The organism is Clavibacter sp. VKM Ac-2872 (assembly GCF_015351105.1).
Classification (GTDB): Bacteria; Actinomycetota; Actinomycetes; order Actinomycetales; family Microbacteriaceae; genus Clavibacter.
In genome coordinates, this window is sequence record NZ_JADKRR010000001.1 from 1219315 (window position 1) to 1244632 (window position 25318).

General features: G+C 74.7%; 23 protein-coding genes. 10 read left to right on the forward strand and 13 right to left on the reverse strand.

Features of this window, described 5'->3' with window-relative positions; genetic code table 11:
* The first annotated feature begins 55 nt into the window (after nt 1-55).
* From dapE to ITJ40_RS05835, 3 genes are all read left to right on the forward strand, one after another.
* On the forward strand, nt 56-1153 hold the full coding sequence (gene dapE / locus ITJ40_RS05825; RefSeq protein WP_194666155.1) for a succinyl-diaminopimelate desuccinylase: 1098 nt from the start codon (nt 56-58) through the stop codon (nt 1151-1153).
* Nucleotides 1135-2367, forward strand: coding sequence for a hypothetical protein (locus tag ITJ40_RS05830; protein ID WP_194666156.1), 1233 nt, complete (start codon nt 1135-1137; stop codon nt 2365-2367). Before dapE ends, ITJ40_RS05830 begins: the two co-directional genes overlap by 19 nt.
* Before the next feature lie 147 nt (nt 2368-2514).
* A complete protein-coding gene (locus ITJ40_RS05835) occupies nt 2515-2688 on the forward strand; it encodes a DUF3117 domain-containing protein (RefSeq protein ID WP_012037866.1) in 174 nt (57 codons plus the stop codon).
* A gap of 82 nt (nt 2689-2770) precedes the next feature.
* Here ITJ40_RS05835 and ITJ40_RS05840 read toward each other — a convergent pair whose 3' ends face one another.
* Nucleotides 2771-3403 (reverse strand): O-methyltransferase, encoded by a 633-nt coding sequence (locus ITJ40_RS05840; protein ID WP_086513678.1) that lies wholly within the window; start codon nt 3401-3403, stop codon nt 2771-2773.
* A 150-nt stretch (nt 3404-3553) separates the two neighbouring features.
* Here ITJ40_RS05840 and ITJ40_RS05845 point away from each other — a divergent pair, with 150 nt between their 5' ends.
* Nucleotides 3554-3928 (forward strand): Sec-independent protein translocase TatB, encoded by a 375-nt coding sequence (locus ITJ40_RS05845; RefSeq protein WP_194666157.1) that lies wholly within the window; start codon nt 3554-3556, stop codon nt 3926-3928.
* A 24-nt stretch (nt 3929-3952) separates the two neighbouring features.
* Here ITJ40_RS05845 and ITJ40_RS05850 read toward each other — a convergent pair whose 3' ends face one another.
* Complete coding sequence (locus ITJ40_RS05850; protein ID WP_194666158.1) at nt 3953-4870, reverse strand: LysR family transcriptional regulator; 918 nt, start codon at nt 4868-4870, stop codon at nt 3953-3955.
* 115 nt (nt 4871-4985) lie between these two features.
* Here ITJ40_RS05850 and ITJ40_RS17225 point away from each other — a divergent pair, with 115 nt between their 5' ends.
* On the forward strand, nt 4986-5108 hold the full coding sequence (locus ITJ40_RS17225; protein WP_255414062.1) for a hypothetical protein: 123 nt from the start codon (nt 4986-4988) through the stop codon (nt 5106-5108).
* Between the two features lie 72 nt (nt 5109-5180).
* Here the strand turns inward: ITJ40_RS17225 and ITJ40_RS05855 are convergent, their stop codons facing one another.
* The 5 genes from ITJ40_RS05855 to ITJ40_RS05875 form a co-directional block, all read right to left on the reverse strand.
* On the reverse strand, nt 5181-5948 hold the full coding sequence (locus ITJ40_RS05855; protein WP_194666159.1) for a MerR family transcriptional regulator: 768 nt from the start codon (nt 5946-5948) through the stop codon (nt 5181-5183).
* A gap of 35 nt (nt 5949-5983) precedes the next feature.
* Nucleotides 5984-6886 (reverse strand): DUF2268 domain-containing protein, encoded by a 903-nt coding sequence (locus ITJ40_RS05860; RefSeq protein ID WP_194666160.1) that lies wholly within the window; start codon nt 6884-6886, stop codon nt 5984-5986.
* A gap of 65 nt (nt 6887-6951) precedes the next feature.
* Nucleotides 6952-8127 carry an Mrp/NBP35 family ATP-binding protein gene (locus ITJ40_RS05865; protein WP_194666161.1) on the reverse strand — a complete coding sequence of 392 codons (1176 nt, stop codon included), beginning with the start codon at nt 8125-8127 and terminating at the stop codon, nt 6952-6954.
* Entirely contained in the window at nt 8117-8674 is a 558-nt protein-coding gene (locus tag ITJ40_RS05870; RefSeq protein WP_194666162.1) for a DUF1003 domain-containing protein, read from the reverse strand. The genes ITJ40_RS05865 and ITJ40_RS05870 overlap by 11 nt, the downstream gene beginning before the upstream one ends.
* Nucleotides 8658-10004 carry a magnesium transporter MgtE N-terminal domain-containing protein gene (locus ITJ40_RS05875; protein WP_045527244.1) on the reverse strand — a complete coding sequence of 449 codons (1347 nt, stop codon included), beginning with the start codon at nt 10002-10004 and terminating at the stop codon, nt 8658-8660. The genes ITJ40_RS05870 and ITJ40_RS05875 overlap by 17 nt, the downstream gene beginning before the upstream one ends.
* A 58-nt stretch (nt 10005-10062) precedes the next feature.
* Between ITJ40_RS05875 and ITJ40_RS05880 the strand changes: the two genes are divergently transcribed.
* Nucleotides 10063-10734 carry a general stress protein gene (locus ITJ40_RS05880; RefSeq protein WP_194666163.1) on the forward strand — a complete coding sequence of 224 codons (672 nt, stop codon included), beginning with the start codon at nt 10063-10065 and terminating at the stop codon, nt 10732-10734.
* Between the two features lie 27 nt (nt 10735-10761).
* On the opposite strand, the gene ITJ40_RS05885 is transcribed toward ITJ40_RS05880, so the two are convergent.
* A complete protein-coding gene (locus ITJ40_RS05885; RefSeq protein WP_194666164.1) occupies nt 10762-12399 on the reverse strand; it encodes an aminopeptidase P family protein in 1638 nt (545 codons plus the stop codon).
* 58 nt (nt 12400-12457) lie between these two features.
* A complete protein-coding gene (locus ITJ40_RS05890; protein WP_194666165.1) occupies nt 12458-13483 on the reverse strand; it encodes an endonuclease/exonuclease/phosphatase family protein in 1026 nt (341 codons plus the stop codon).
* 92 nt (nt 13484-13575) lie between these two features.
* Between ITJ40_RS05890 and ITJ40_RS05895 the strand changes: the two genes are divergently transcribed.
* Nucleotides 13576-14451, forward strand: coding sequence for a PHP domain-containing protein (locus ITJ40_RS05895; RefSeq protein WP_194666166.1), 876 nt, complete (start codon nt 13576-13578; stop codon nt 14449-14451).
* Between the two features lie 95 nt (nt 14452-14546).
* Here the strand turns inward: ITJ40_RS05895 and ITJ40_RS05900 are convergent, their stop codons facing one another.
* Nucleotides 14547-16091: a DEAD/DEAH box helicase gene (locus tag ITJ40_RS05900; protein WP_194666167.1), complete on the reverse strand. Its 1545-nt coding sequence runs from the start codon at nt 16089-16091 to the stop codon at nt 14547-14549.
* Nucleotides 16092-16240: 149 nt separating this feature from the next.
* Between ITJ40_RS05900 and ITJ40_RS05905 the strand changes: the two genes are divergently transcribed.
* Entirely contained in the window at nt 16241-16960 is a 720-nt protein-coding gene (locus ITJ40_RS05905; RefSeq protein WP_228512159.1) for a ferritin-like fold-containing protein, read from the forward strand.
* Nucleotides 16961-17038: 78 nt separating this feature from the next.
* Here the strand turns inward: ITJ40_RS05905 and ITJ40_RS05910 are convergent, their stop codons facing one another.
* Together ITJ40_RS05910 and ITJ40_RS05915 are read right to left on the reverse strand one after the other, a co-directional pair.
* Nucleotides 17039-17317, reverse strand: coding sequence for a hypothetical protein (locus ITJ40_RS05910; RefSeq protein ID WP_228512160.1), 279 nt, complete (start codon nt 17315-17317; stop codon nt 17039-17041).
* 19 nt (nt 17318-17336) lie between these two features.
* Complete coding sequence (locus ITJ40_RS05915) at nt 17337-17561, reverse strand: DUF3107 domain-containing protein (protein ID WP_194666170.1); 225 nt, start codon at nt 17559-17561, stop codon at nt 17337-17339.
* Nucleotides 17562-17721: 160 nt separating this feature from the next.
* Between ITJ40_RS05915 and ITJ40_RS17410 the strand changes: the two genes are divergently transcribed.
* Both ITJ40_RS17410 and ITJ40_RS05925 read left to right on the forward strand, forming a co-directional pair.
* Nucleotides 17722-20991 (forward strand): ATP-dependent DNA helicase, encoded by a 3270-nt coding sequence (locus ITJ40_RS17410; protein ID WP_194666171.1) that lies wholly within the window; start codon nt 17722-17724, stop codon nt 20989-20991.
* Nucleotides 20988-24248, forward strand: a complete 3261-nt coding sequence (locus ITJ40_RS05925) for an ATP-dependent helicase (protein WP_370531998.1) — start codon at nt 20988-20990, stop codon at nt 24246-24248. Before ITJ40_RS17410 ends, ITJ40_RS05925 begins: the two co-directional genes overlap by 4 nt.
* On the opposite strand, the gene ITJ40_RS05930 is transcribed toward ITJ40_RS05925, so the two are convergent.
* Nucleotides 24161-25237, reverse strand: coding sequence for a phosphotransferase (locus ITJ40_RS05930; protein ID WP_194666172.1), 1077 nt, complete (start codon nt 25235-25237; stop codon nt 24161-24163). The two genes, ITJ40_RS05925 and ITJ40_RS05930, sit on opposite strands and share 88 nt — an antisense overlap.
* Nucleotides 25238-25318 lie beyond the last annotated feature (81 nt).

The window sequence follows — 25318 nt, forward strand, 5'->3', positions numbered from 1 at the left end:
GCCGTCCCGGGTCCTCCCCAGGACCGCGTCCGACCGCCGACCTAGGATGATCCGCATGCCGACCGACGCGCCTCCCGTGCCCGAGCTCGACCTCACCGCGGGGAGCGTGCAGGTCACCCGCGCCATCTGCGACATCGAGTCGGTCTCCGGCGACGAGGGCACCCTCGCGGACGCGATCGAGAGCGCGCTCGCCGGCTGCGCGCACCTCCAGCTGGAGCGCGACGGCGACGCGGTCGTCGCCCGCACGCACCTCGGTCGCGACCGCCGCGTCGTCATCGCCGGCCACATCGACACGGTGCCCCTCAACCGCAACCTGCCCACGCGCACCGAGCACGATGGCGGCGTCGAGTACCTCTGGGGCCGCGGCACCGTCGACATGAAGGCGGGCGTCGCCGTGCAGCTCGTGCTGGCCGCCGAGCTCGTCGATCCCGCCTACGACATCACCTGGATCTGGTACGACCACGAGGAGGTCTCCGACAGCCTCAACGGGCTCGGCCGCCTCGCCCGCACCCGGCCCGAGCTGCTCGAGGGCGACTTCGCGATCCTCGGCGAGCCGACGCGGGCCGAGATCGAGGGCGGCTGCAACGGCAACCTCCGCGTCGAGGTCCGCGCCTTCGGGAAGCGCTCGCACTCGGCCCGCTCCTGGGTGGGCGAGAACGCCATCCACCGCATCGCCCCCGTGCTCGACACCCTCGCCGCGTACGAGGCGCGCGAGGTGGAGGTCGACGGCCTCGTCTACCGCGAGGGCCTCAACGCCGTCGGGGTCTCCGGCGGCATCGCGGGCAACGTCATCCCGGACGAGGCCATGGTGCACGTCAACTACCGCTTCGCGCCCAGCCGATCCGGCGCCGAGGCCGTCGAGCACGTCACGAGCCTGTTCCCGGGATTCGAGGTCACGGTCGTCGACCTCGCGGAGGGCGCGCGCCCGGGGCTCGACGCCGAGATCGCGCAGCCCTTCCTCGCGGCGGTCGGCGGCGAGGCGCGCCCCAAGTACGGCTGGACCGACGTCGCCCGCTTCAGCGCGCTCGGCATCCCCGCCGTGAACTACGGCCCCGGGGATCCGCTCCTCGCCCACCACGACGACGAGCGCGTCGACGTCGCCCAGATCACCTCGTGCGAGCGCGGGCTCCGGGCGTGGCTGACGGCGCGCTGACCGGGACGGCCGGGCGCACGACGCGACTCGACCTGCCGGACGACCGACCCGCCGGCCGCCTGCCCTGGTGGGCGGCCGTCCTCGGGATCTACGCCCTGAGCCGCATCCTCACCACCGTGCTGATGCTCGTCTCGGCGCGGAGCCAGATCCGCACCCCGTGGGGCCCCGCTTCCCCCTCGTACCTGCAGTTCGCGACGTTCTGGGACGCCGGCTGGTACCGCGACATCGCGACCTTCGGCTACCCGACGTCGCTCCCCGTCGACACCGCCGGCCACGTGCAGTCGAACCCGTGGGCCTTCCTGCCCGTGTACCCGACGATCGTGCGGGCCATCCAGGACGCCACGGGCGCGCCCTTCGACGTGACGGCCGTCGCCGTCTCGGTGCTGGCCGGAGGCGGCGCGGTCCTCGTGCTGCACCGCCTGCTGTCGCGCTTCCTCTCCCCGTCGTCCACGCTCACCGCGGTGGTCATCGTCTGCGTCGCCCCGGTCTCGCCGCTGTTCCAGATCGCGTACGCGGAGAGCCTGCAGACGCTCCTGCTCCTCACCGCCCTGCTGCTCCTCGTCGAGCGTCGGTACGTGGTGCTCGCGCCCGTCGTCGTGGTCATGGCGTTCACCCGACCCCTCGGCCTCGCCTTCGCGTTGACGCTGGTCCTGCACGGCGCCCACCGGATCGCGACGGCCCGTCGCGATCCGTTCCCGGTGGCGGAGCGCGCCCGGCTCGTCCTGGCGACGACGGCCGCCGTGGCCGCGGGGGCCGCGTGGCCGGTGATCGCGTGGATCCGCACGGGCTCCCTCTCCGCCTACACCGACACGGAGCTCTCCTGGCGCGCGGCCTACGTCGGCTACCGCCACCTCGTGCCCTTCGAGGCGTGGTTCGACGCCGGGGACTTCTGGATCGGCGGGGTCGTCGGCGCGATCGCCGTGCTCCTCGTCATGGCGGCGTTCGTCCTGATCCTCGTCCGCCCCTCCGTGCGCGCGCTCGGTCCCGACCTCCGCATCTGGATCGCGTCCTACGGCCTGTACCTCTTCGCGGTCTTCTTCCCGCAGTCGAGCGTCTTCCGCCTCCTGCTGCCCATGATCCCGCTGGCCGGGGCGCTCGCCGTGCCCCGGTCGCGCGCCTACCGCGTCGCCGTCGTCGCCGCCATGATCGTCGGCCAGTGGATCTGGATCGACGTCTTCTGGCGCGCCACGGCCGGCGACTGGACGCCGCCGTGATCCGGCCGGAGCGCCGCCGCCCGGGGTGCTCGCCGCGCCCCCTCCACGGCCGGACGGGGGCGTTCCGCGCGTAGCACGGCGCCGCGCGTCCATCCGGGGGCGTGTCCATGCGGGATAATGGATGCACATCCACGAAAGGGGAGCCGAATGGCAGCCATGAAGCCCAGGACCGGCGACGGACCGATGGAGGCCGTGAAGGAGGGCAGGCTCATCATCGTGCGCGTGCCCTTGGAGGGAGGCGGACGACTCGTCGTCTCCGTCAACGACGCCGAAGCGAAGGAGCTTCACGACGCCCTCGCCGCGGTGACCAGCGCGAGCTAGTCGGAACGCGCATCACGCGACATCGCCCGCCCCGTCGACGACGGGGCGGGCGATGCTGTGTCCGGGCTGCGGCCCGGGCGGCTCAGCGCCCGGTCTTGGCGATCTGCAGCAGGCCGTCGCCCGCGGGCGAGAGCGATGCGACCACCGCACCCGAGCCCGCCGTCTCCTGCACGAGCGTGCGGAACGCGGCCGTCTGCGCGTCCCGTGCCGCCGGATTCTGCACGCGGCCGCGCCAGAGCGCGTGCGGGACGAGCACGAGGCCGCCCGTGCGCGCGAGGCGCAGGCCGTGCTCCACGTACTCGATGACCTGGGCCGCATCCGCGTCCACGAGCACGAGGTCGTAGCTCGCGTCGCTCATGCGCGGCAGCACGTCGAGCGCGCGTCCCGTGATGAGGCGGACGCGGTTGGCGGGCACCTCGGCATCCGCGAGGATCTCGCGCGCCGCCTGCTGGTGGTCGAACTCGACGTCGATGCTGGTGAGCACGGCGCGCGGCGCGCCGCGGAAGATGCAGAGGCCCGAGACGCCGGCGCCCGTGCCGATCTCGATGACGCTGGTGGCGCGCGTGGCCGCGGCGAGGAGCGAGAGCTGCGCGCCGACGGCGGGGGAGACGGCCTCGATGCCCAGCTCGCGGGAGTGCTGGCGTGCCAGCGCGATGTGCTCGTCCTCGACGACGACGTCCTCGGCGAACTTCCACCCGGTCTCCTGGTCGGACACGCGGCACCTCCCTCTTCCGGGTCCCCAGGGTATCGGCCCGGCGGCTCCCGCCTGACCGGGGGGTGTCCGGTGCGGATCCGATGCGCCCCGTCCGCTGACCGGAAGCTGCGGGCGGACGGGGATCGCCGATCGACCGACTAGCCTGTGACCATGTTCGGCCTGACGTTCGAGAAGCTGATGCTCATCGGCATCATCGCCGTGTTCCTGCTCGGCCCCGAGCGGCTGCCGGCCTACACCCAGAAGCTCGCGGATCTGGTGAAGGCCGCGCGACGCATGGCCTCCGGTGCCCGGGAGCGCATGCGCGACGAGCTGGGACCGGAGTTCGACGAGGTCGACTGGAAGAAGCTCGACCCGCGTCAGTACGACCCGCGCCGCATCATCAAGGAGGCGCTGTTCGAGGACGAGCCGGTCGTCACGAAGCCGCGCGTCCCCGTCGAGACCACCATCGCCCGCCGGCAGCGGCTGGAGCGCGAGGCCGCCGCCGCGTCCGCGCAGCCGGCGCCCTTCGACGCCGAGGCGACCTGACGCGCGTCGCCCGGAACCGGGTCCTCAGCCGTTCCCGCTGAAGCGCGCGTCCACCGACTTCGCCTCCTCGCGGAGCGCGTCCACGACCGCCCGCACCGAGGGCCGCTCCGCGCGATCCGGGCGCAGCAGCACGTGCAGGTGCCGCTTCGACGTCACGCCCGACAGCCGCTTGACCACCACGCCGTCGTGCTCGTCCGCCGTGTAGCGGGGCAGCAGCGCGATCCCGTGCCCGGATGCCACGAGCGCCTCCGTGATGCGCGTGTCGCTGAGCCGCTGCACCACGCGCGCCGGCGCGCCCACGGCCTGCTCGATGTCGAGGAGGATCCGGTCGAACGGCAGGCCCTGCGGCACGCCGATCCACGGCTCCCCGCTGAGGTCGGCGGGGCTGACGGACGCCCGGCCGGCGAGGCGGTGGTCGGACGGCATCGCCACGTCGAGCGGCTCCACCATGAGCGGCACGATCACGAGGCCGAGTCCGCGCCAGGTGCCCGCCCCCGCGAGCGAGTGGGCGATGACGACGTCGAAGTCCGCCGTGAGGTCGGCGAAGGCGCGCGACGCCGGATCCCGGTCGCTCGCCCGCAGCGTGAGGTCCGGGATCGCGGCGACCCGGTCGAGGAGGCCGGGCAGCAGCATGCGGGCGGCGGTGGGGAACGTGGCGAGCGTGACCTCGCCGGACGGCTGGTGGCGGAAGTCCTCCCAGAGGGCCTCCGCGCGGGCGACGGCCACGGCGATGTCGGTCGCCGTCCGGGCGAGCGCGCGGCCCGCGTCGGTGAGCACGACGCCGCGCCCGGAGCGTTCGGTGAGCGGCACTCCCGCCTCGCGCTGCAGCACCTTGAGCTGCTGGGAGACGGCCGACGGGGTGCGGCCGGCGGCGCGCGCGACGGCACCGACGCTGCCGCGGTCGGCCAGCTCGCGGAGGAGCTCGAGGCGACGTATGTCCATGTAGGCAGGCTACACAGCGAGACAAGGACTATGAGCTTGTCCTGAACGGTCCGCGATGGTCCCATGGAGGTGCGGCGGAATGCGCCGCCATCCGCCTTCCCGCAGGAGCACCACCATGACCGTCTTCCTCATCGCCGTCGCCGCCCTCTCCGTCTCCGCCATCGCCGGCACCGTCGTCGTCACGGCGCGCGACGGCTACCGCGCCGTCCCGACGCGCACGCACCGCAGCCACGTGTAGCCCGCACGCGCAGCGCGCACGAGGAGGACGGCAGCCCGCTGGCTGCCGTCCTCGTCGTGCGCGTGGCCCGTCTCAGGCGCGACGGGCCACGCGCTCCCGGAGCGCGGACGCGGCGAAGCGCGCCGCCGCCTCGCTCCCGAATGCGCGGTGGAACTCGGGATCCGCGTCGTAGCCGTCCGCGACGCCGAGCACCATCGCCGCCGTCGTCGCCACGTCCCCCGCGTGGGCGGGGGTGCCGGGGATCTCGGCGAACCAGGCCAGGTGCGCGTCCGCGTGCTCCTGGGCGGCGGCGGATCCGGGGGCGTGGCCCTCCTCCTGGATCTCCCGCCAGCGCGTCAGCAGCCCCTCCGCCCGGGCCTTCCACGCACGCTGACGACGGACCCCCATGCCGTGCCACCACCCGTGCGCGGCCTCGAAGGCGTCACGCCCCCAGCGCGCGACGACCTCGTCCTCGTAGGCGTCGTTGAAGCCCTGCAGCATCACGTCCATCCGGGGCCCGAGGCCCTGCCGCCGCATGTCCAGGGTGTGCTCCACCGCGGCGATGCGCCGGTCGAGCATGGCGCGCTCCGCGGCCAGCCGGTCGAGGTGGGCTTCGAGCGCGCGGGCCTCGGCACCGGGGGTCTCCGGGGCGTCGAGCACCGCGCGGATCTCGGCGAGGGGCATGCCCGTCTCCCGGAGCAGCAGGATCCGCTGCAGACGCGCCACCGCCTCGGGTCCGTAGTGGCGGTACCCGTTCGCCCCGATGCGGTCCGGCGGGAGCAGGCCGATGCGGTGGTAGTGCCGCAGGGTCCGGCCGCTGATGCCCGCGCGGTCCGCGAGCTCGGTGACGGTCCACTCCATGGCACGCTCCTCCTCCGTCGGTGTCGCGCCCAGTCTCACGCGGTCGGCGCCAGGCCGAGGCGCCGCAGGGCGCGTCCCAGGATCTCCGCTGCCGGCGTGCGCACGCTCCGCGCCGCGGTCGTGCCCGCGTCCGCCAGGTACTGCTCCACGATGCGCCGCCCCGCGGCGTAGCCGGCGCCCGTGGGCAGGCCGACCGGCGCGATCCCCATCCGCTCGGCCGTCGCGTCCCCGAGCACCCAGGCCGGGAAGTCGTGCATGCCCGTGCGGTCGAGCCCGGCGACGACCTTCGCCAGCACCGCGTCGTCCCGTCGCGTCGCGTCGGCGACGAAGTGCGTCCAGCCGGCCTCGCCGTGGAGCTCCGCGGCGAACGCGTCCGCGAGCCCCTCGGCCACGACGTGCTCGCCGACCGTCACGGTCGCGGGATCCCAGACCACGCCGCCGGGGGAGTAGCGCACGTTGTGGTGCAGCTCGTGGACGGCGATCGCCTCCAGTCGCGCGAGGATGCGGGGCGACGGCCAGACGGTGACGGAGATGTACCCGGGGATCCCGCCGAACGCCGTGAGCCCCTGCACCTCCTCGACGAAGTGCCGGTCGTCAGGGTCGCCGAGCACGAGGAGGACCGTCAGGTCCGGCAGCGTCAGGCCGGGATCGGCCGCTCGGAGCGTCCGGGCGCCGTCGACCAGGGCCGTGCGGATGCGCGACCAGGCGTCCGCGGACACCAGCGCGTCGAGGCCCTCCCGTGCCCGTCCGGACGGATCCGCCGCGTCGAACCCGGAGGACCCGCGGTGCACCTCCGCGAGGTCGAGGGGCCCGGGGACGAAGGCGTACATGCGCGCCAGGGGCCGCCACATCGCGCGGACGAGGTCGGCGCGGGCGGCGGGCGGGGCGTCGAGGATCCGCCGCATGGCCGCGGCGCTGTCGAGCACGGTGATGTCCATGCCCTCCACCGTGAGGGGTGACGCAGGGGCAGGGTCCAGCGGCGGGTCCGTCGGATGCTCGGGGCTCAGGAGACGGACAGCCCCAACCGCCGGCCCGCGAGGCCCCGTCCGCGCGTGGACAGGTGGTCCGCGACGCGCAGGATCTGCACCGCGGCGGGATCCTCCGGCGCGGCCAGCACGAGCGGCGCCCCCGTGTCGCCGCCCTCGCGGAGCGCGAGGCTGAGGGGCACGCTGGCGAGCAGCGGCACGGGCGCGTCCTGCCCGACGGACAGGCGCCGCGCGACCTCCGCGCCGCCGCCCGCGCCGAAGAGCTCGAGCACGGATCCGTCGGGCTGGGCGAACCCGGCCATGTTCTCCACCACGCCGGCGACGCGCTGGCCCGTCTGCCGGGCGACCAGGCCGCTACGCTCGGCCACGTCGGCGGCGGCCGGCTGCGGGGTCGTGACCACGAGCACCTCCGCGTGCGGCAGCAGCTGGCCGACCGTGATCGCGACGTCGCCGGTGCCGGGCGGCAGGTCGAGCAGCAGCACGTCGAGGTCGCCGAAGAAGACGTCGGTGAGGAACTGCTGGATGGTGCGGTGCAGCATCGGCCCGCGCCAGGAGACCGCGGTCCCGCCGGTCGCGTCGGGGTCGAGGAACATGCCGATGGAGATGACCTTCACGCCGTGCGCGACGGGCGGCAGGATCATGTCGCCGACGCGCGTGGGCTGGGCCGTGCGTCCGTCGGCGTCGACCAGGCCGAGGATCCCCGGGATCGAGAAGCCGTGCACGTCGGCGTCGACGAGGCCCACCGCGAGGCCCTTCGCCGCGAGGGCGACCGCGAGGTTGGCTGTGAGCGTGGACTTGCCCACACCGCCCTTGCCGCTCGTGACGGCGTAGACGCGCGTGAGGCTGTCCGGGCCGAAGGGGATGCCCCGCTGCGCCGCGGGACCGCGGAGCCGTTCGGTGAGCGCGCGGCGCCGCTCGGGGCTCATCACGCCGACCGTCAGCTCGAGGCGCGCGACCCCGGGCACGGCCTCCACGGTCTCGCGCACGTCGCGCTCGATGGACGTCGCCGCCGGGCAGCCGACGATCGTCAGCGCGATGTCCACGTGCGCCACGCCGCCGTCGGCGATGCGGACGTCGGAGACCATGTCGAGCTCGGTGATCGGGCGGCGGATCTCGGGATCCACCACGCGCGCGAGCGCCCGCCGGACGTCGTCCGCCGTCACCGTCCCGGGGCCGGCGGGCTCAGCGGCCATGCGTCCTGCGGCCGCCGGCACCTGCGCCCTCGGCGTCGTCCGCCTCCGGGTCGTCGCGGCGGTCCAGCTCCTCGAGGAGCTGGCGGAGCTCGGCGCGGATGAAATCCTTCGACGCCACGTCCTTCATCTGCAGCCGCAGGGACACGACCTCGCGGGCGAGGTACTCGACGTCGGCCACGTTGCGCTCCGCGCGCTGGCGGTCCTGCTCGATCTGCACCCGGTCGCGGTCGTCCTGCCGGTTCTGCGCGAGCAGGATGAGCGGGGCGGCGTACGAGGCCTGCAGCGACAGGATCAGCGTGAGCGCGGTGAAGCCGAGCGCGGCGGAGTCGAAGCGCGCGGACTCGGGCCCGTAGGTGTTGTAGCCGATCCACGCGACGCAGAAGAGCGTGAGGCCGACCAGGAACCACGGCGTGCCCATGCCGCGGGCGATGGACTCGGTGAAGCGGCCGAACCGGTCGCGGCTCGCGCGGTTGCGCATCGGGAGGACGGTCGTGCGGAGGCCCTTGGGCGCGTCCAGCCGGACATCGCGGTTACTCTGCCGTGCCACGGGGGATCCTCCGTCCTCGTACGGGTCCTGCGGTGGGGATGGCAGCCGTGGCCGTGCCGTGGAAGCGGGCCGTGGCGCGCTTGCGGGTCTCGCGCTCCGCGTCGGCGCTCCGCCAGTCGTCGGGCAGGAGGTGGTCGAGGACGTCGTCGATGGTGACGACGCCGACCAGGCGGTGGTTCTCGTCCACCACGGGCACCGACACCAGGTTGTAGCTGGCCATGATGCGCGACACCTCGGCCGCGCTCGTGTCCGCGCGCACGGGTTCCAGGCCCTGGTCGAGCAGCGTGCCGAGGCGCTCGTGCGGCGGGTAGCGCAGCATCCGCTGGAAGTGCACCATGCCGAGGAAGCGGCCCGTGGGCGGCTCGTACGGCGGCAGCGTGACGCAGACCGCGGCGCCCAACGTGGGCGCGAGCTCGTGGCGGCGGATGAGCGCGAGGCCCTCCGCGACCGTGGCGTCGCCCGAGACGATGACGGGATCCGTGGTCATGAGGCCGCCCGCGGTGTCCGGCGCGTAGCTGAGGAGCATGCGGACGTCGTCCGCCTCCTCCGGCTGCATGAGCTCGAGGAGGGTCTCGCCGCGCTCGTCCGACAGCTGCGCGATGAGGTCGGCCGCGTCGTCGGGCTGCATCTGGTCGAGCACGTCGGCCGCGCGGTCGTCGTCGAGCGTGGCCATGATCTCGACCTGCTCGGCCTCCGGCATCTCCTCGAGCACGTCGGCGAGCCGCGCGTCCGGCAGCTCCTCGGCGACCTCGAGGCGGCGCGCCTGCGGCAGGTCGAGGAGGGTGTTGGCGAGGTCGGCGGGCAGCAGGTCGGAGTAGGCGGCGAGGAACTGGGACGCCGACTGGGCGACGCCGTCGTCCTGGAGCTCCGCCACCTCCTCCCACGTGGCGAAGATGGTGGCGCCCTTGGCGAACGGGGAGGGGCTCGTGCGCGGACGGCGGCAGAAGAGCTGCGAGACCTCCCACTCGGCCTGGCCGGACTCCTCGATGGCGACGTCCTCGATGACGGCTGTGCCGGATCCGTCGCGCATGCTCACGCGCCGCCCGAGGATCTCGGCGATGACGCGCACCTCGCCGCCGCGCTGCTCGAAGCGGCGCAGGTTGATGAGGCCGGTGGTGATGATCTGCCCCGACCCGATGCTCGTGACGCGCCCGATGGAGAGGAACACGCGGCGCTTGCCGGGGATCTCGACGATGAGGCCCACGACGCGCGGCGGATCGTCCTTGCGGTACACGACGAGGACGTCGCGGACGCGCCCGACGCGGTCTCCTGCGGGGTCGAACACACTGCACCCGGCGAGCCGGGCGACGAAGACTCGGGAGGCGCTCACAGAGTCAATCTAGTCGCTCGCCCAGCGCCCGCCCGGCACCCCGTGGAAGACTGGCGAGGTGACCAACCCGCTCCTCGGACGCCCGTCCCGTGCCCGCATGCCGAAGCTGCCGAAGGGGGAGCCCGTCGCCACCTACGAGACGTACGACGAGGCCCAGAAGGCCGTCGTCATGCTCGCCGAGGCCGACTTCCCGGTGACGCAGGTGAGCATCGTGGGGAACGAGCTGACGAGCGTCGAGCGGGTCACGGGGAAGCTCACCTCCGCCCGGGCCGCGATCGCCGGCGCGGCGAGCGGCGCCTGGCTCGGCCTCTTCCTCGGCCTCGTGACGTTCCTGTTCTCGCCGGTCCCGAACATCTCGTTCGTCGTCGGCGCGGTCATCATCGGCGTCGGCTTCGGGGCCATCTACGGGATCGTCAGCTACAGCGTCACGCGCCGACGCCGCGACTTCACCTCGGTGATGCAGGTCACCGCCACGAGCTACTCCGTGGTCGTCGAGCCGGACTCCCTGCACCGCGCGCGCAACGTGCTGGGCATCGGGGGAGTCGGCACCTCGGTCTACGGCGAGCCCGTGGTCACCACGCCGCCGCCCGCCCCGGCGCCCGTCTCCGGTCCCGCGGGCCCCTACGGGGAGCGCGTGCCCGAGCCGGGCGCATCCGACGCCCCCGAGCCCACCGCGCCCCCGACGTCGACCGACCGGCCCGTGGGCGAGCAGGGCGCGACCGGGGCCTGAGCCCCGCCCGCCCGCCCGCGTCGGCGGCTAGGCCCGCCCGGCCATCCAGGCCTCGACCTCGTCGGCCGTGCGCGGGATCCCCGCCGACAGGTTCTCGGCGCCGTCCCGCGTCACGAGGATGTCGTCCTCGATGCGGACGCCGATCCCGCGGAAGCGCTCCGGCACCGTGAGGTCGTCGGGCTGGAAGTACAGGCCCGGCTCGATCGTGAAGACCATGCCGGCCTCGACGATCCCGTCGATGTACATGTCGCGGCGCGCCTGCGCGCAGTCGTGCACGTCCAGCCCGAGGTGGTGGCTCGTGCCGTGGACCATGTAGCGGCGGTGGTGCTGGTTGTCGGCCGCGAGCGCCTCCTCCGCGCTGACCGGGAGCATGCCCCAGTCGGCGGCCTTCCGGGCGATGACCTGCATGGCGGCGGCGTGCACCTCGCGGAAGCGGATGCCCGGGCGGACGATCGCGAGCGCCGCGTCGGCCGCCTCGCGCACGGCCTCGTAGACCTCGCGCTGCACGTCGGTGAAGGTGCCCGAGACGGGGAGCGTGCGGGTGATGTCGGCCGTGTAGTAGCTGTCGAGCTCCACGCCGGCGTCGATGAGGATCAGGTCGCCCGGCATCACGCGGCCGTCGTTGCGGGTCCAGTGCAGGATGCAGGCGTGCGGACCGGACGCCGCGATCGTGTCGTACCCGACCGCGTTGCCGTCGGCCCGGGCGCGCGCGTTGAAGACGCCCTCGACGACGCGCTCGCCGCGCGCGTGCGCGATCACGGCGGGCATGTCGGAGATGACGTCGGAGAACCCGCGGCCCGTGGTGTCCACCGCCTCGCGCATCTGGGCGATCTCGTAGTCGTCCTTGACGAGGCGGAGCTCGGACACGTCGCGCGCGAGGAGGGCGTCGCCGTCGGCGGGGTCCGCCGGCGCGTCGTCGGACGCGGCGTCCCCGGCGGCGCGGGCCTCGTCCACGCGCGCGGCGAGGGCGGCGTCGGCCTCGCGGATCACTCGCACGGGACCCCCGGCGGCGATGGCGGCGTCGACGTCGGCGAGGGGCGCGGTGGCCAGTCCCAGGTCGGCCGCGACCTGACGGAGGGAGGGGCGCGGGCCGATCCAGAACTCGCCGATCTCGGCGTTGGCGTAGAACTCGTCGCTGTCGCGGCCGGCGCGCTCGCGGAAGTAGAGGGTGGCCCCGTGCGCGGATCCGTCGGCGGCGGATCCCTCGGCCACGGGCTCGAGCACCAGGACCGCGCCGGGCTCGCTGTCGGCGCCCCAGCCGGTGAGGTGGGCGAAGGCCGAGTGGGCGCGGAACGGGTAGTCGGTGTCGTTGCTGCGCTGCGCGAGGCGGCCCGCGGGGATCACGAGGCGTGCGCCGACGTGGAGGGCGGAGAGGCGGCGGCGGCGGTCGGCGGCGAAGGGCGCCTGCGCGCGGGCCGGGGGGTCGACCTCCTCGCGGTCAGCCCAGTTCGTGGAGACGAAGTCGCTGAACGCGGTGCTCGCGGGCGTGGTGCTGCGGTTCGAGGTGGCGCGCGGGACGGGCGCGTCGCCGGATCCGGGCGCGGGCGTCCCGGAGGGGGCGGATGTCACGGGGCTCGCGGTCTCGGTCGTCGCCAGGGGCGCGGCCGGATCGGCGGCGATCTCGGCGGGGACGGTCTCGGACGCGGTGTCGGTGTTCTCGGCCATCCGACGATCATCCCACCTGCGCGCGGCGCCGGGGCGGGGAGGCGGGGGCGGGGGCGGCTCAGCGGAGCGGCGTGAGCTGCGCGATCACCGGCCGGTGGTCGCTCCCCGCGCCGTCGCGGTCCTCGACGACGCGGAAGCCCGTGACCGCCCACCCGGGCGTGGCCATGATGTGGTCGATGGGCGTGCCGAGGAGCGCGGGGAGCCCCGTGGGCCAGGTGCCGACCGCGCCGTTGCCGGAGGCGCGCGCCGCGTCGACGCACTGCCCGAGGTCGGTGACCTGGTCGCGCTCGGTGGGCGTGCCGCCGTACCGGCTCATGTGGTCGAGCGTCGCGTTGAAGTCGCCCGCGATGATCACGTTGCCCTCGTCGCAGCGCTTCCCCAGCCAGGCGAGGTCGGCCCGCCAGTTGTCCATCTGCTCGGGGATGGGGGAGACGGGGTGCACGGCCATGATGACGGGCCCGTTCCCGTCGACGGGCTCCATGATGACGGTGGGCAGCACGCTCGTGGTGCCGCGCGACTCGTCCATGCGGTAGTCGCCGTAGGCCGCGCTGATGAGGATGGTGGTGGAGCGGGCGGCGGCCACGTCGTCGAAGGCCGCGGTGCGCACCCACATCGGCCGGCCGGCATCGCGCATGAGGACGGCGATCTCGGCGCCGGTCTCCTCGCGGGTCTCGGGGAGCGTGATGACGTCGGCCCCGGACTCGATGGCCAGGTCGGCGACCGCGCGCGCTCCCGTCGCGCCGCCGAGCGTGTTCCACGACAGCACGGTGACGTCGTCGGCCTGCGCCTCCTGGAACGCCGTGTCGCCGAGCCCGCGCGTGGCGAGCACGGCCGAGTTGGCGCCGATGAACAGCACGAGCAGCACGGCGATGCTGCCGAGCAGGCGACGGCCGGGGCGGATCACGAGGCCGAGGACGAGGGTGAGCACCAGCACGGCGGCCGCCGCGGCGACGAGGCCGCCGCGGATGGCGACGGCGTGGGCGACGAGGTACGTCTGCTCCAGCCCCAGCAGCTGCGGCCAGGTGACGACGAGGAATCCCGCGGCCGTGACGAGGATGACTGCTGCTCCGACGACCCGACCCATGACGTCCCCCACACTATGGCGGCTCTCTGGGAGAGCGCCGCCGCGGGGCCCGGCCGGCCGGCCCTCCACGGGCCGCCACCTAGGATGGAGGGATGCCGGAGGAGCAGCCAGGTCCCATCGACCTGCACACGCACAGCTCCGTCTCGGACGGCACCGAGACGCCCGTCGAGCTCGTCGCGCAGGCCGCGTCGCAGGGCCTCTCGGCCGTGGCGCTCACCGACCACGACTCCACCGCGGGCTGGGCCGACGCCTCGGCCGCCGCGCTCGTGCACGGCATCACGCTCGTCCCCGGCATGGAGATGAGCACGCAGCTCGAGTACGCCAGCGTCCACGTGCTCGCGTACCTCTTCGATCCCGAGGACGCCGACCTCGCGGCGATGACCGCGCGCGTCCGCTCGGAGCGCATGACCCGCGCCGAGGCGATGGTGGGCCGCATCTCCCGCGACTACGACCTCACCTGGGCCGACGTCCTGGCGCAGACGACGCCCGGCAGCACCATCGGCCGGCCGCACATCGCCGACGCGCTCGTCGCCCGCGGCCACGTGCCGACGCGCACGGCCGCGTTCGAGAGCATCCTGCACTGGCAGGGCGGCTACTACCGCCCGCACTACGCGCCGGATCCGATCCTCGGCGTCGAGCTGATCACGGCGGCCGGCGGCCTGGCCGTGCTCGCGCACCCGGGCGCCCGCGGGCCCGAGCGCGTGCTGTCGGACTCGCGCATGACCGCGCTCGTCGCCGCCGGGCTCTTCGGCGTCGAGGTCCGGCACCGCGACAACCCGCCCGCGTCGCGCGTGCGCCTCACGGAGCTGGCGGAGCGGTTCGGGCTCGAGGTCACGGGATCCAGCGACTACCACGGCGCGGGCAAGCCGAACCGGCTCGCCGAGAACACCACGGAGCCCGCGGTGCTCGCCCGCATCATCGAGCGCGCGTCGGGATGGGCGCCCGTCGTGCCCGTTCCCGCCGCCTGACCGGCGGCCCGACCGACGTCGCACGGGCCGGTCACGACGGAGGGGCCGCATCCGGTGGATGCGGCCCCTCGTCGTGCGATCCGTGCAGCGGGGCGCTAGGACGTCGCGGTGGGGCGATCGCCCCCCGAGCGGCGACGGCGGTTGCGCGAGCGCGGACGGGTCTGGCCGTCGGGGTGGGGCGCGTCGTGGCCGCCGGCCGTGTTGGGCTGCTCGCTGCCGATCCTGGCGGTCGCCTCCGCGGACGCGGAGGCGGTGGCGGACGCGGTCGAGGTGCTGCGGCTGCGCGACCGGTCGCGGTCTCCGCCGGTGGAGGATGTGCGGCTGCCCGAGCGGTCGCCGCCGCGGTCGCCGCCGCGTCCGCCGTCCCGGCTGCCGCCGCGGCCGCCGTCGCGACCCGAGTCGGATCCGCGGCTGCCCGGACGCTCGCGCGGGGTGCCGTCGGGGTTCACCGTGGGGGTCGCGCGGAGGCGGCCCGTGGACCCGGCCGGGATGTCGAGGTCGGTGTAGAGGTGCGGCGAGGACGAGTACGTCTCGGTGGGCTCCGGCTGGCCGAACTCGAGGGCGCGGTTGATGAGCGCCCACTTGTGCAGGTCGTCCCAGTCGACGAACGTGACCGCGATGCCGGTCTTGCCCGCGCGGCCCGTGCGGCCGACGCGGTGCAGGTACGCCTTGTCGTCCTCGGGGATGGTGTGGTTGATCACGTGGGTGACGTCGAGCACGTCGATGCCGCGCGCCGCCACGTCGGTGGCGATGAGGATGTCCTTCTTGCCGGCCTTGAACGCGGCCATCGCGCGCTCGCGCTGCTCCTGGTTGAGGTCGCCGTGCACGGCGGCGGCGTTGAAGCCGCGGTCGTTGAGCTCCTCGACGAGGCGGGCGGCGGCGCGCTTGGTGCGCGTGAAGATCACGGTCTTGCCGCGGCCATCGGCCTGGAGGATGCGGCCGATCACCTCGTCCTTGTCCATGTTGTGCGCGCGGTACACGAGGTGGCGGATGTTCGCCTGCATGAGGCCCTCGTCCGGATCCGTCGCGCGGATGTGGATCGGCTTCGTCATGAAGCGGCGGGCGAGCGCCACGATCGGGCCCGGCATGGTGGCCGAGAACAGCATCGTGTGGCGCACGGCGGGGGTCTGCGCGAACAGCCTCTCGATGTCCGAGAGGAAGCCGAGGTCGAGCATCTTGTCGGCCTCGTCGAGCACCATCTCGCGCACGTTCTGGAGCGAGAGCAGGCGCTGGCCCACGAGGTCGAGGAGACGACCCGGGGTGCCGACGACGATCTGCGCGCCGGCCTTGAGCTGCTCGATCTGGCCCTCGTACGCCTTGCCGCCGTAGATGGAGACGACGGTGGTGGCGCGGTTCGCGGTGGCGATCTGGAGGTCCTCGGTGACCTGGACGGCGAGCTCGCGCGTCGGGACGACCACGAGCGCCTGCACGCCGGGCTCCGGGGTGAGGCCGAGCCGCTGGATGAGCGGGAGGCCGAAGCCGAAGGTCTTGCCGGTGCCCGTCTTGGCCTGGCCGATGATGTCCTGGCCGGCGAGCGCCAGGGGGATGGTCTGCTCCTGGATGGGGAAGGGTTCGAGGATCCCGTGGTCGGCGAGCGCCTGCACCATGTCCTCGTCGATGTTCAGTTCGGTGAAAGTCACGTTGTGCCCTGTCTAGCGGTGCGGTCCACGCCCGGACTGCTGCTCTGCGGGCGCGATGGGGCCCTTCCGTTGAGGGACCACGGGCGAGTTTAGCGGGCGGGCGCCCGATGGCCGCCTCCGCCGCCCTATACGCTGGCCACGTGCTCAAGATGTTCGGACGCCGGTCGACGACGATCGAGGCGCCCCGGGTCAGGTCCCGCGGCGAGTCGAAGAGGCGATCCGCGGCGACGACCGTGAGCGTGGACGACTTCTCGCCCGACACCCTCCGCTTCCTCGGCGCCGTCGCCTACCTGCAGCTGACGGTCTTCGAGACCCTGTCGCGCGCGGTCGCCGAGGCGCCGGACCTCGCCGGCAAGGAGGCCGTCTCGACGGCCGCCGGCATCGCGCTCGGCAAGCACCAGGCGCTCGCGGCCGAGATCAAGCGCCAGGACGGCGACCCGAGCGTCGTCATGGAGCCGCACCGCGCCGCGTTCGACCGGTTCACCGCCACCGTCGCGGGCGCCGACTGGTACGAGTGCCTGCTCTCCGCCTACATCACCACGGGGCTGCTCGACGACTTCTTCGTCCGCCTCGCCTCCGGGCTCCCGTCGGACCAGCGCCAGCGCGTCGTCGTGCTGCTGTCGTCGGGCGTGGGGCAGCAGGGCATCGTCGACGCCGTGCGAGCCGGGATCCGCCGCGACCCGCGCCTCGCCTCGCGCCTGGCCATGTGGGGCCGCCGCCTCGTCGGCGACACGCTGCTCGTCGCGGGGACGGCCATGCGCGCGTCCCTCGCCGACCCGGACGACGCGCGCGTGCACCTCGAGCCCGTGTTCGCCGGGATCATCACTGCGCACACCCGGCGGATGGACGCGCTCGGCCTCACGGCCTGACGCACCGCGGCTCGGCCCGGGATGCGACGATGCCCGGTCCATCGCGGGACCGGGCATCGTGACGTGCGGGTGGGGTCGTCAGCCGCCGATGGCGGCCAGGTCGCGGGCGTCGGCGGAGGAGCGTCGACGCCCCACCAGCAGGTCGGCCCCGGCCGCGACGAGCGCCGAGACCGCGAGCGTCGCGATCCAGATGACGCCCTGGTCCCAGCGGAGGCCGGCCCACGTGAGGACGACCCACGCGACCATGGCGGCCGTCGTGCCGACCGCCGGGATCAGCAGCGCGCCGTGCGTGGCGCGGTGGGGGAGCGCGTAGCGCGCGACGAGGCCGATCAGGGCGCCGAACAGCGCGACGAACATGAGCTCCACGGGCGTCGGGCTAGCGGACGAAGCCGATGCGCGGGGCGTCGGCGCTGCCGAGCTCCACGTAGGCGAGGTGGGCGGTGACGGCGAGGTGCGTGGCGCCCTTGTCGTCCGTGAAGGAGAGGAAGGGGGAGGAGTCGCGGACGGCGTCCGTGACGGTCCGCTGGACCTCCTCGGGCGTCTGCTTGGTGCTGAAGGAGAGCTCGCGGGCGGTGTTGACGAGGCCGATACGGATTTCCACGGGAGGTGCCTTTCGATGCGTCGGATGCGACGGTGCCCCCTCAGGCTAGGGCACCCGGATGCGCGGCCCCGTGGCGTTCACTGAGGGCGGACGGACGGGCGGGCGGCGGCGGCCGATCCGCGGATCCGCCGTCGTCGGGGGCCGCCGGTAGCGTGGGCGCGTGACCATCAGGGGATTCCGCCAGCCGCTCGTCTCCGACGCCGACGGCGGCGCCCCCGCGGTGACGCTCGACCCGTCGCAGCGCGCCGTCGTGGAGCTGCCCGTCGGCGTGAGCGCCGCCGTCATCGGCGCGCCGGGGTCGGGCCGCACCACGACGCTGCGGGAGCTCGTCGCCGACCGGATCCTCGCCGCGGGGCTCGACCCCGCCCAGGTGCTCGTGCTCGCCCCGTCCCGCGCCGCCGCCACGCGCCTGCGCGACGAGCTCGCGCTCCGGGTCGGGGTGCCCACGCTCGGCCCCCTCGCGCGCACCGCCACGTCCGTCGCGTTCGAGGTGCTCGCGCGCCGCGCCGCCGAGACGGGCACCGAGCCGCCCCGGCTGCTCACGGGCGCCGAGCAGGACCAGATCATCGCCGACCTCCTCGCCGGGCACGAGGAGCGGGGCACCGGGCCCGCGTGGCCGGATCCGCTCGGCGTCGAGGTCCGGCGGCTTCGCGCCTTCCGCACCGAGCTCCGCGAGCTGCTCATGCGCGCGACGGAGGAGGGCGTGCGGCCGGACGCCCTGGCGGAGCTCGGCCGCGCGCACGACGTGCCCGAGTGGATCGCCGTGGCGGAGTTCGCCCGCGAGTACGAGGACGTCGTCGACTCCTTCCGCGGCGACCACCTCGACAGCGCGGAGCTGCTCGCGGAGGCCGTGCTGCTCGTGTCGCGGGGGGACGCGCTCACGGGGATCCGGCTGGTCGTCGCCGACGACCTGCACGAGGCCACCGTGGCGACCCTCTCGCTCCTCCGGGCGCTCGCAGCGCGCGGCGCGGACGTGATCGCGTTCGGCGACCCGGACGTCGCGGCGGCCACCTTCCGCGGGGCGGAGGCGTCCGCGCTCGGCCGCCTCTCCACCGTGCTCGGCCTGCCCGGGCTCCGCACGCTCGTGCTCGACCGGGTGCACCGGCAGCCGCCCGCGCTCCGGGCGCTCACCTCCGCGGTCACGGCGCGCATCGGCGCGGCCGGCGCGGGGCGGCAGCGGCAGGCGGGATCCGCGCCGGGCCTCGTCGACGACGCCGACCCGATCCAGGTCATCGAGGCGCCGACGCGCGCCCTGGAGCTCGCCCGCCTCGCGCGCCGGCTCCGCGAGGAGCACCTGCTGGGCGGCGTGCCGTGGGCGCGCATGGTCGTGCTCGTGCGCTCCGGATCCCTCGTGCCCCAGGTCGCCCGCAGCCTCGCGACCGCCGAGGTGCCCACGCGCACGGCCGTCGCCGGGCGCGCGCTCCGCGACGACCTCGCCGCGCTCGCCCTCATCCGCGCCGTCGACGTCGTGCTCGGCCGCGTCCCGCTCACGCCGGACATCGCGGCCCAGCTCGCCACGGGTCCGCTCGGCGGCCTCGACGGGGTCCAGCTGCGCCGCCTCCGCCTCGCGATGCGCCAGGAGGAGCTCGCGGGCGACGGCCACCGGTCGAGCGACGAGCTGCTGGTGGAGGCGCTGGCCGCGCCCGGCCGGCTCGAGACGCTCGACCTCGCGCCCGCGCGTCGCCTGGCCCGCCTCGCCCGCACGCTGCAGGGGGCCCGCGAGCTGTCATCCGCCGACGGCACGATCGAGGAGCTGCTCTGGCACCTGTGGGAGGGCTCGAAGCTGGCGACGCCGTGGTTCGAGCAGGCGCTGCAGACCGGCATCGTCGCCGACCAGGCCAACCGCGACCTCGACGGCGTCGTCGCGCTGTTCACGGCGGCCCGGCGGTTCGTCGAGCGGAACCCGGGCCGCCCCGCGTCCGACTTCGTCGAGGAGCTGCTCGGCGCGGAGGTGCCCGAGGACACGCTCTCGCCCCAGCCGCTCGCCGACACGGTCCTCGTCGCCACGCCGTCCGCCGTCGTGGGCGCCGGGTACGAGGTCGTCGCGGTCGCCGCGCTCCAGGAGGGCGTGTGGCCGAATCTGCGGCTGCGCGGATCCCTGCTGCACCCGCAGCGCCTCTCCGCCGTGGCGCGCGGGCTCGACCGGGCCGACGTCGACGAGCGCGCCGAGGTCCTGGGCGACGAGCTGCGGATGCTCGCGCTCGCCGTCTCCCGGGCGTCGCGCGTCGTGGTGCTCAGCGCCACCGCCAACGACGAGGAGGCGCCGTCGCCGTTCCTGCGCCTGGTGCCGCCCGCGCCCGGCCTCGCGGAGGCGGAGGCCGGCGCCGAGGCGGGCCGGGTGGCGGAGGACGCGCCCGCCGCGCTGCGGATCCGCCCGGACCACCCCCTGTCGCTGCGCGGGCTCGTCGGCGCGCTCCGCCGCGAGCTCGCGGTCGTGCACCGCGACGCGGTGCTCCTGGAGGACGGCCGCGTCGTCTCCGGCGACCGCACCGCGCGCCGGCCGGCCGACGCCACCCGCGAGCGCGGCCTCGCCGCCGCGTCCGCCCTCGCGCGCCTCGCGGCGGAGGGCGTGACGGGCGCGGACCCCGCCGAGTGGTACGGCCTCCGCGCGCCGTCCACCACCGAGCCCGTCGTCGACCTCACCGACCCGGAGGCCCGCGTGCCCGTGTCCCCGTCGCGGCTCGAGGCGTTCGAGCGCTCGCCGCTCAACTGGTTCATCGACCAGGCGTCCGGCGGATCCACGAGCACGGCCATGGGCATCGGCACCATCGTGCACGCGGTCATGGAGGAGGCGAGCCTCGATCCCGATGCCGACCTCCGCCCGCCGGCCCTCGAGGCCCGCCTCGACGCGCGCTGGGGCGAGCTGCCCTTCGAGTCGCCCTGGGTGGGCGAGCGGGAGCGGCGGCAGGCCGGCGAGCTCATCGCGGGCGTCAGCGGGTACCTCCGCGACTTCGCCGCCGACGGCGGGCGCATGCTCGCGGCCGAGGGCGGCTTCGAGCTCGAGGTGGGCGTCGCCCGCCTCCGCGGGAAGATCGACCGCATCGAGCTGACGGAGGAGGGCCGGGTGGTCATCGTCGACCTCAAGACCGGCCGGCACTTCCCGACCCGCGCCGAGATCCCCGGGCACGCGCAGCTCGGCTCCTACCAGCTCGCCTTCGTGGAGGGCTCGCTCGAGGACGTGCCCGCGGGCGCCCCGTCCGGCGGCGCGAAGCTGCTGTACGTCTCGGGCGGCACGCGCGGCCTGCCCTACCGCGAGCTGCCGCAGGAGCCGCTGACCCGCGAGGAGCTCGACGGGTTCCGCGCGCGCATCGCGGATGCCGCGACGGGCATGGCGGGCGCGACCTTCGACGGCACGCCGGACCTGGGGGAGCGGGATCCGGGATCGGCCAGGCGGTACCGCATCCACCTCGTGCGGGCGGTGTCCGCGTGAGCGGCGTCGGGACGAGCGGTCTGGCGGCCGACGGCATGGTCAGCGCGCAGCGGATCGCGGAGACGCTCGGCCTGCCGCGGCCCACGGAGCAGCAGCGTCGCGTCATCGAGTCGCCGCTCGAGCCCGGCCTCGTCGTGGCGGGCGCCGGCAGCGGCAAGACCGAGACCATGGCGAGCCGCGTCGTCTGGCTGCTCGCCAACGGGCACGTGGGCGTCGAGGAGATCCTCGGCCTCACCTTCACGCGGAAGGCCGCGGGCGAGCTCGGGGTGCGGATCCGCGCGCGCATCGAGCAGCTGCAGCAGGCCGGGCTCGCGGCCGTGCCCGCGGACGCGTTCGCGACGCCCACCGTGCAGACCTACAACGCGTTCGCGAACGGCATCTTCCGCGACAGCGCCACGCTCATCGGCCGCGAGGCGGAGTCGGTCGTGCTCACGGAGGCGTCGGCGTGGCAGCTCGCGCGCCGGCTCGTGGTCGAGAGCACCGACCCGTGGCTGCTCGAGCTGGGCCGCGGGGTGGATCCCATCACGCAGGCCGTCATCTCCCTCAGCCGGGCCATGAGCGAGAACGTCGCCGACCCGGCCGAGGTCGTGCGCCTCGCCGGGGCGTTCACGGGCCTCGCCGAGCTGCCGTTCGGATCCGCCCGCATCAGGAAGGCGCCGGCCGCCGAGGCGGTCGCCGCCGTCGGCGCGCTGCCGCCGCTCGTCGACCTCGCGGTGCGCTTCCAGGAGGAGAAGACCCGGCGCGGGCTCGTGGAGTACAGCGACCAGGTCGCCTTCGCGCTCGCGATCTGCGAGCGGGTGCCGCAGGTCGTCGCCGAGCACCGGAAGCGCTTCCGCGTGGTTCTCCTCGACGAGTACCAGGACACCTCCGTGGTGCAGACCCGGCTCCTCGCCACGCTCTTCGGCGGCACGCCCGTCATGGCGGTCGGGGACCCGCACCAGTCCATCTACGGCTGGCGCGGCGCGAGCGCGGCGAACCTCGCGCGCTTCGGCGCCGACTTCGCGCCGGCCGGCGCTGCCGCCGCCGACGTGCCCGTCTACGCGCTGTCCACCAGCTGGCGGAACCCGGGCGCGGTGCTCGGCGCCGCGAACCGCATCGTCGAGCCGCTCACCGCCGCGTCGCGGATCCCCGTCGCGCGCCTGGAGCCCCGCCCCGACGCGGGCGACGGGCGGCTCGACGTCGCCTACGAGGAGACCATCGCGGACGAGGCCGCGAGCGTCGCCGCGTGGTTCGCGGACCGGCTGCGGCAGCGGGGGCCGGACGGTCGACCGCGCTCGGCTGCGATGCTCTGCCGGTCGCTCAAGACCATCGAGCCGTTCACGACGGCGCTCGCCGACCGCGGCGTGCCGTTCCGCGTGCTCGGCCTCGGGGGCCTCCTCGACCAGCCCGCCGTGGTCGACCTGGTGTGCGTCCTCCGCGTGCTGCACGACCCCACCGCGGGCAGCGAGCTCGTGCGGCTCCTCACGGGCGCGCGCTGGCGCATCGGCACGAAGGACGTGCACGCGCTGTCCCGCGTCGCCTCCTGGCTGATGTCCAGGGATCACGCGCAGAAGCCGCTCGCCGACGAGGTGCGCGACGGCCTCCGGGCCTCCGTGGTGCCGGACGAGGTGGGATCGGTGGTCGACGCCCTCGACTTCGTCGTCGACGCCCGCGAGGGCCACACCGCGCTCGCCGGGTTCAGCGCGGAGGGCCTCGCGCGCCTCCGGGCCGCCGGCCGCCAGCTGCAGGTGCTGCGCTCCCGCGTCGGGCTCGACCTCGTCGATCTCGTCACGGTCGTCCAGCAGGAGCTGCTGCTCGACATCGAGGTCGCCGCCAACGAGACGGATCCGCTCGGCCGCGCGAGCCTCGAGGCCTTCACCGAGCAGGTGGCCGGCTACCTCCAGGGCGACTCCGCGGGCACGCTCGGACCGTTCCTCGCCTGGCTCGCGGAGGCGGAACGACGCGACAACCTCGCCCCGCGCACGGAGGAGCCGGAGCCCGGCACCGTGCAGATCCTCACCATCCACGGCTCGAAGGGCCTCGAGTGGGACGTCGTGGCCGTGCCGCGCATGGTCGACGGCGAGCTGCCCGGCACGCTCCGGGAGAAGCGGGGATGGGTCGCGTTCGGCGCGCTGCCGTTCGAGTTCCGCGGCGACTCCGCCGAGCTGCCGTCGCTCGCCTGGCGCGGCGTCGAGTCGCAGAAGGAGTTCGCGGAGGCGATGGAGGCGTTCGGCGAGGAGCTCGAGGAGCGCAACGCGGCCGAGCAGCGGCGCCTCGCCTACGTCGCCATCACGCGCACGCGATCCGATCTGCTGCTCAGCGGCTCGTTCTGGTCCACGCAGCAGAAGCCGCGCGGGCCCGGGGCGTTCCTCCGCGAGATCCAGCAGGTGGGGCTCATCGCCCCCGACGCCCTGCCCGAGGCCCCTGAGCTGGAGGAGAACCCGCTCGAGCCCGGATCCGCGCGCGTCGCCTGGCCGCTGCCCCCGCTCGGGCCGCGCGAGGCCCGGGTGCGCGCGGCCGCCGAGGCGGTGGCCGATGCGGATCCGGACGCGGAGACCGTCTGGACCCGCGACATCGACCTGCTCCTCGCCGAGCGCGACGCCCGCGCGCGGGACGCCGAGCTCGTCGACCTGCCCACGCGCATCCCCGCGTCGCGCTTCAAGGACTTCGTGAGCGACCCCGCCGGCGTCGCCGCGCGCCTGCGCCGCCCCATGCCGGAGCGCCCCTACCGGCAGACCCGCCTCGGCACGCTCTTCCACGGCTGGGTCGAGGCGCGCTACGGGCCCGCGGGCACGGCCGACGTCATCGACGCGTCCGGCGTGGAGCTGGATGCGGATCCGACCGAGCCGCCCGTGGAGACAGAGGACCTCGACCGTCTGCGGACGATCTTCGAGGCGAGCGAGTGGGCGAGCCGGAAGCCGGAGGAGGTCGAGGTCGAGATCCACATGGAGCTCGCCGGCCAGGTCGTCATCTGCAAGATCGACGCGGTGTTCCTCATCGACGGCCGCTACCGCGTCGTCGACTGGAAGACCGGCCGCACCCCGAAGGACGCCGCCGACCTCGAGCTCAAGCAGCTCCAGCTCGCGCTCTACCGCCTCGCGTTCGCCAAGTGGCGCGGCATCGCCCCCGAGCTCATCGACGCCGAGTTCTACTTCGTGGCGGACGACCGGTCGCTGAAGCCGGAACGGCTCTACTCGGAGGACGACCTCGTGGCGCTCTGGTCGGGCGCGCGCACGCCCGACGCGTCGCGCGCGCCGTCGGGGGAGACGGTGGGCTGAGGCCGGGAGTCGAGCATCTCCTCGACCTGGTCGACGTCCATCACGGGCAGCGTCTCGTGCGCGATGCGCTGGCCCTCGTCGGCGCGCACCGTGTCCACGAGCGCGCTGAGCATGTTCACGGCGTCGTCGACGATGCCCGGGTTGCGCGTCTCCGTGCCGTGCAGCAGCCAGCGGGCGATCTCGAGCTCGGCGTAGAGGAGCGCACGCTGCTTGAGCTGGCGGTCGACCGTCACGTGGTGCGCCTGGTTGTAGGCGCGGAAGACGCTCTCGGCGACGTGCTCGGCGCGCGCCCCCAGCACCCAGTGCAGGTCGTGCGCGGGGTCGGCGACGCGGAGCTCCGACCAGCCGATCATCCCGGTCACGTCGTCGCCGTCGACGAGGAACGAGGACGCCTGCACGGCGCCGTTGACGACCGCGGGCTGGAACTGCCAGAGCGACGCGTCGTCGAGCGCCTCCTCCCAGCGCGACAGCAGGAGGCTCGGCACGAGCGCGGTGGCCGCCGCCCGGTCGATGAGCGCGGCGGTCTGGCTGTGGATCTCGGCGGCCGAGAGCACGGGCAGCCCCGCGTCGGCGACGAACCCGGTCGGCAGGCTGTGCACGGCCGAGACGGCGGCGCCGATGGAGCGCGCGAGGCCGTCGCCCGCGGGGATCTCATCCAGCGAGATGACGCGGCCGGGCACGTGCCCGTAGACGAAGCCGCGGGTCGGCTTGATGGGCGCCTGCCCCAGGAACTCGGGCACCTGGAACGGCAGGCGGGAGCGGATCCCGGTGCTCAACGCCCGCAGCGCCACGAGGTCGGCGGACTGCTCGGACTCGGCGGCCTGCGTGGTCGGGACGCGCACGAGGAGCGCGCGGCCGTCCCGCGTGGAGAGGAGCGCGGAGTCGAAGTCGCCCGCGCCGCCGGCCGTGAACGGGGTGCTGCGGACCACGTCGAGCCCCGAGACGGCCGAGGTCGCCAACGCGGCTAGAGTGAGGTGGGATCTGGCCATGCCTTACAGGTTAGGTCGCTGGGAGCCCTCCGTCTCACCGCGCCACGCGCTTCCGGCCCCACACGTGCACCGTGGGCGGAC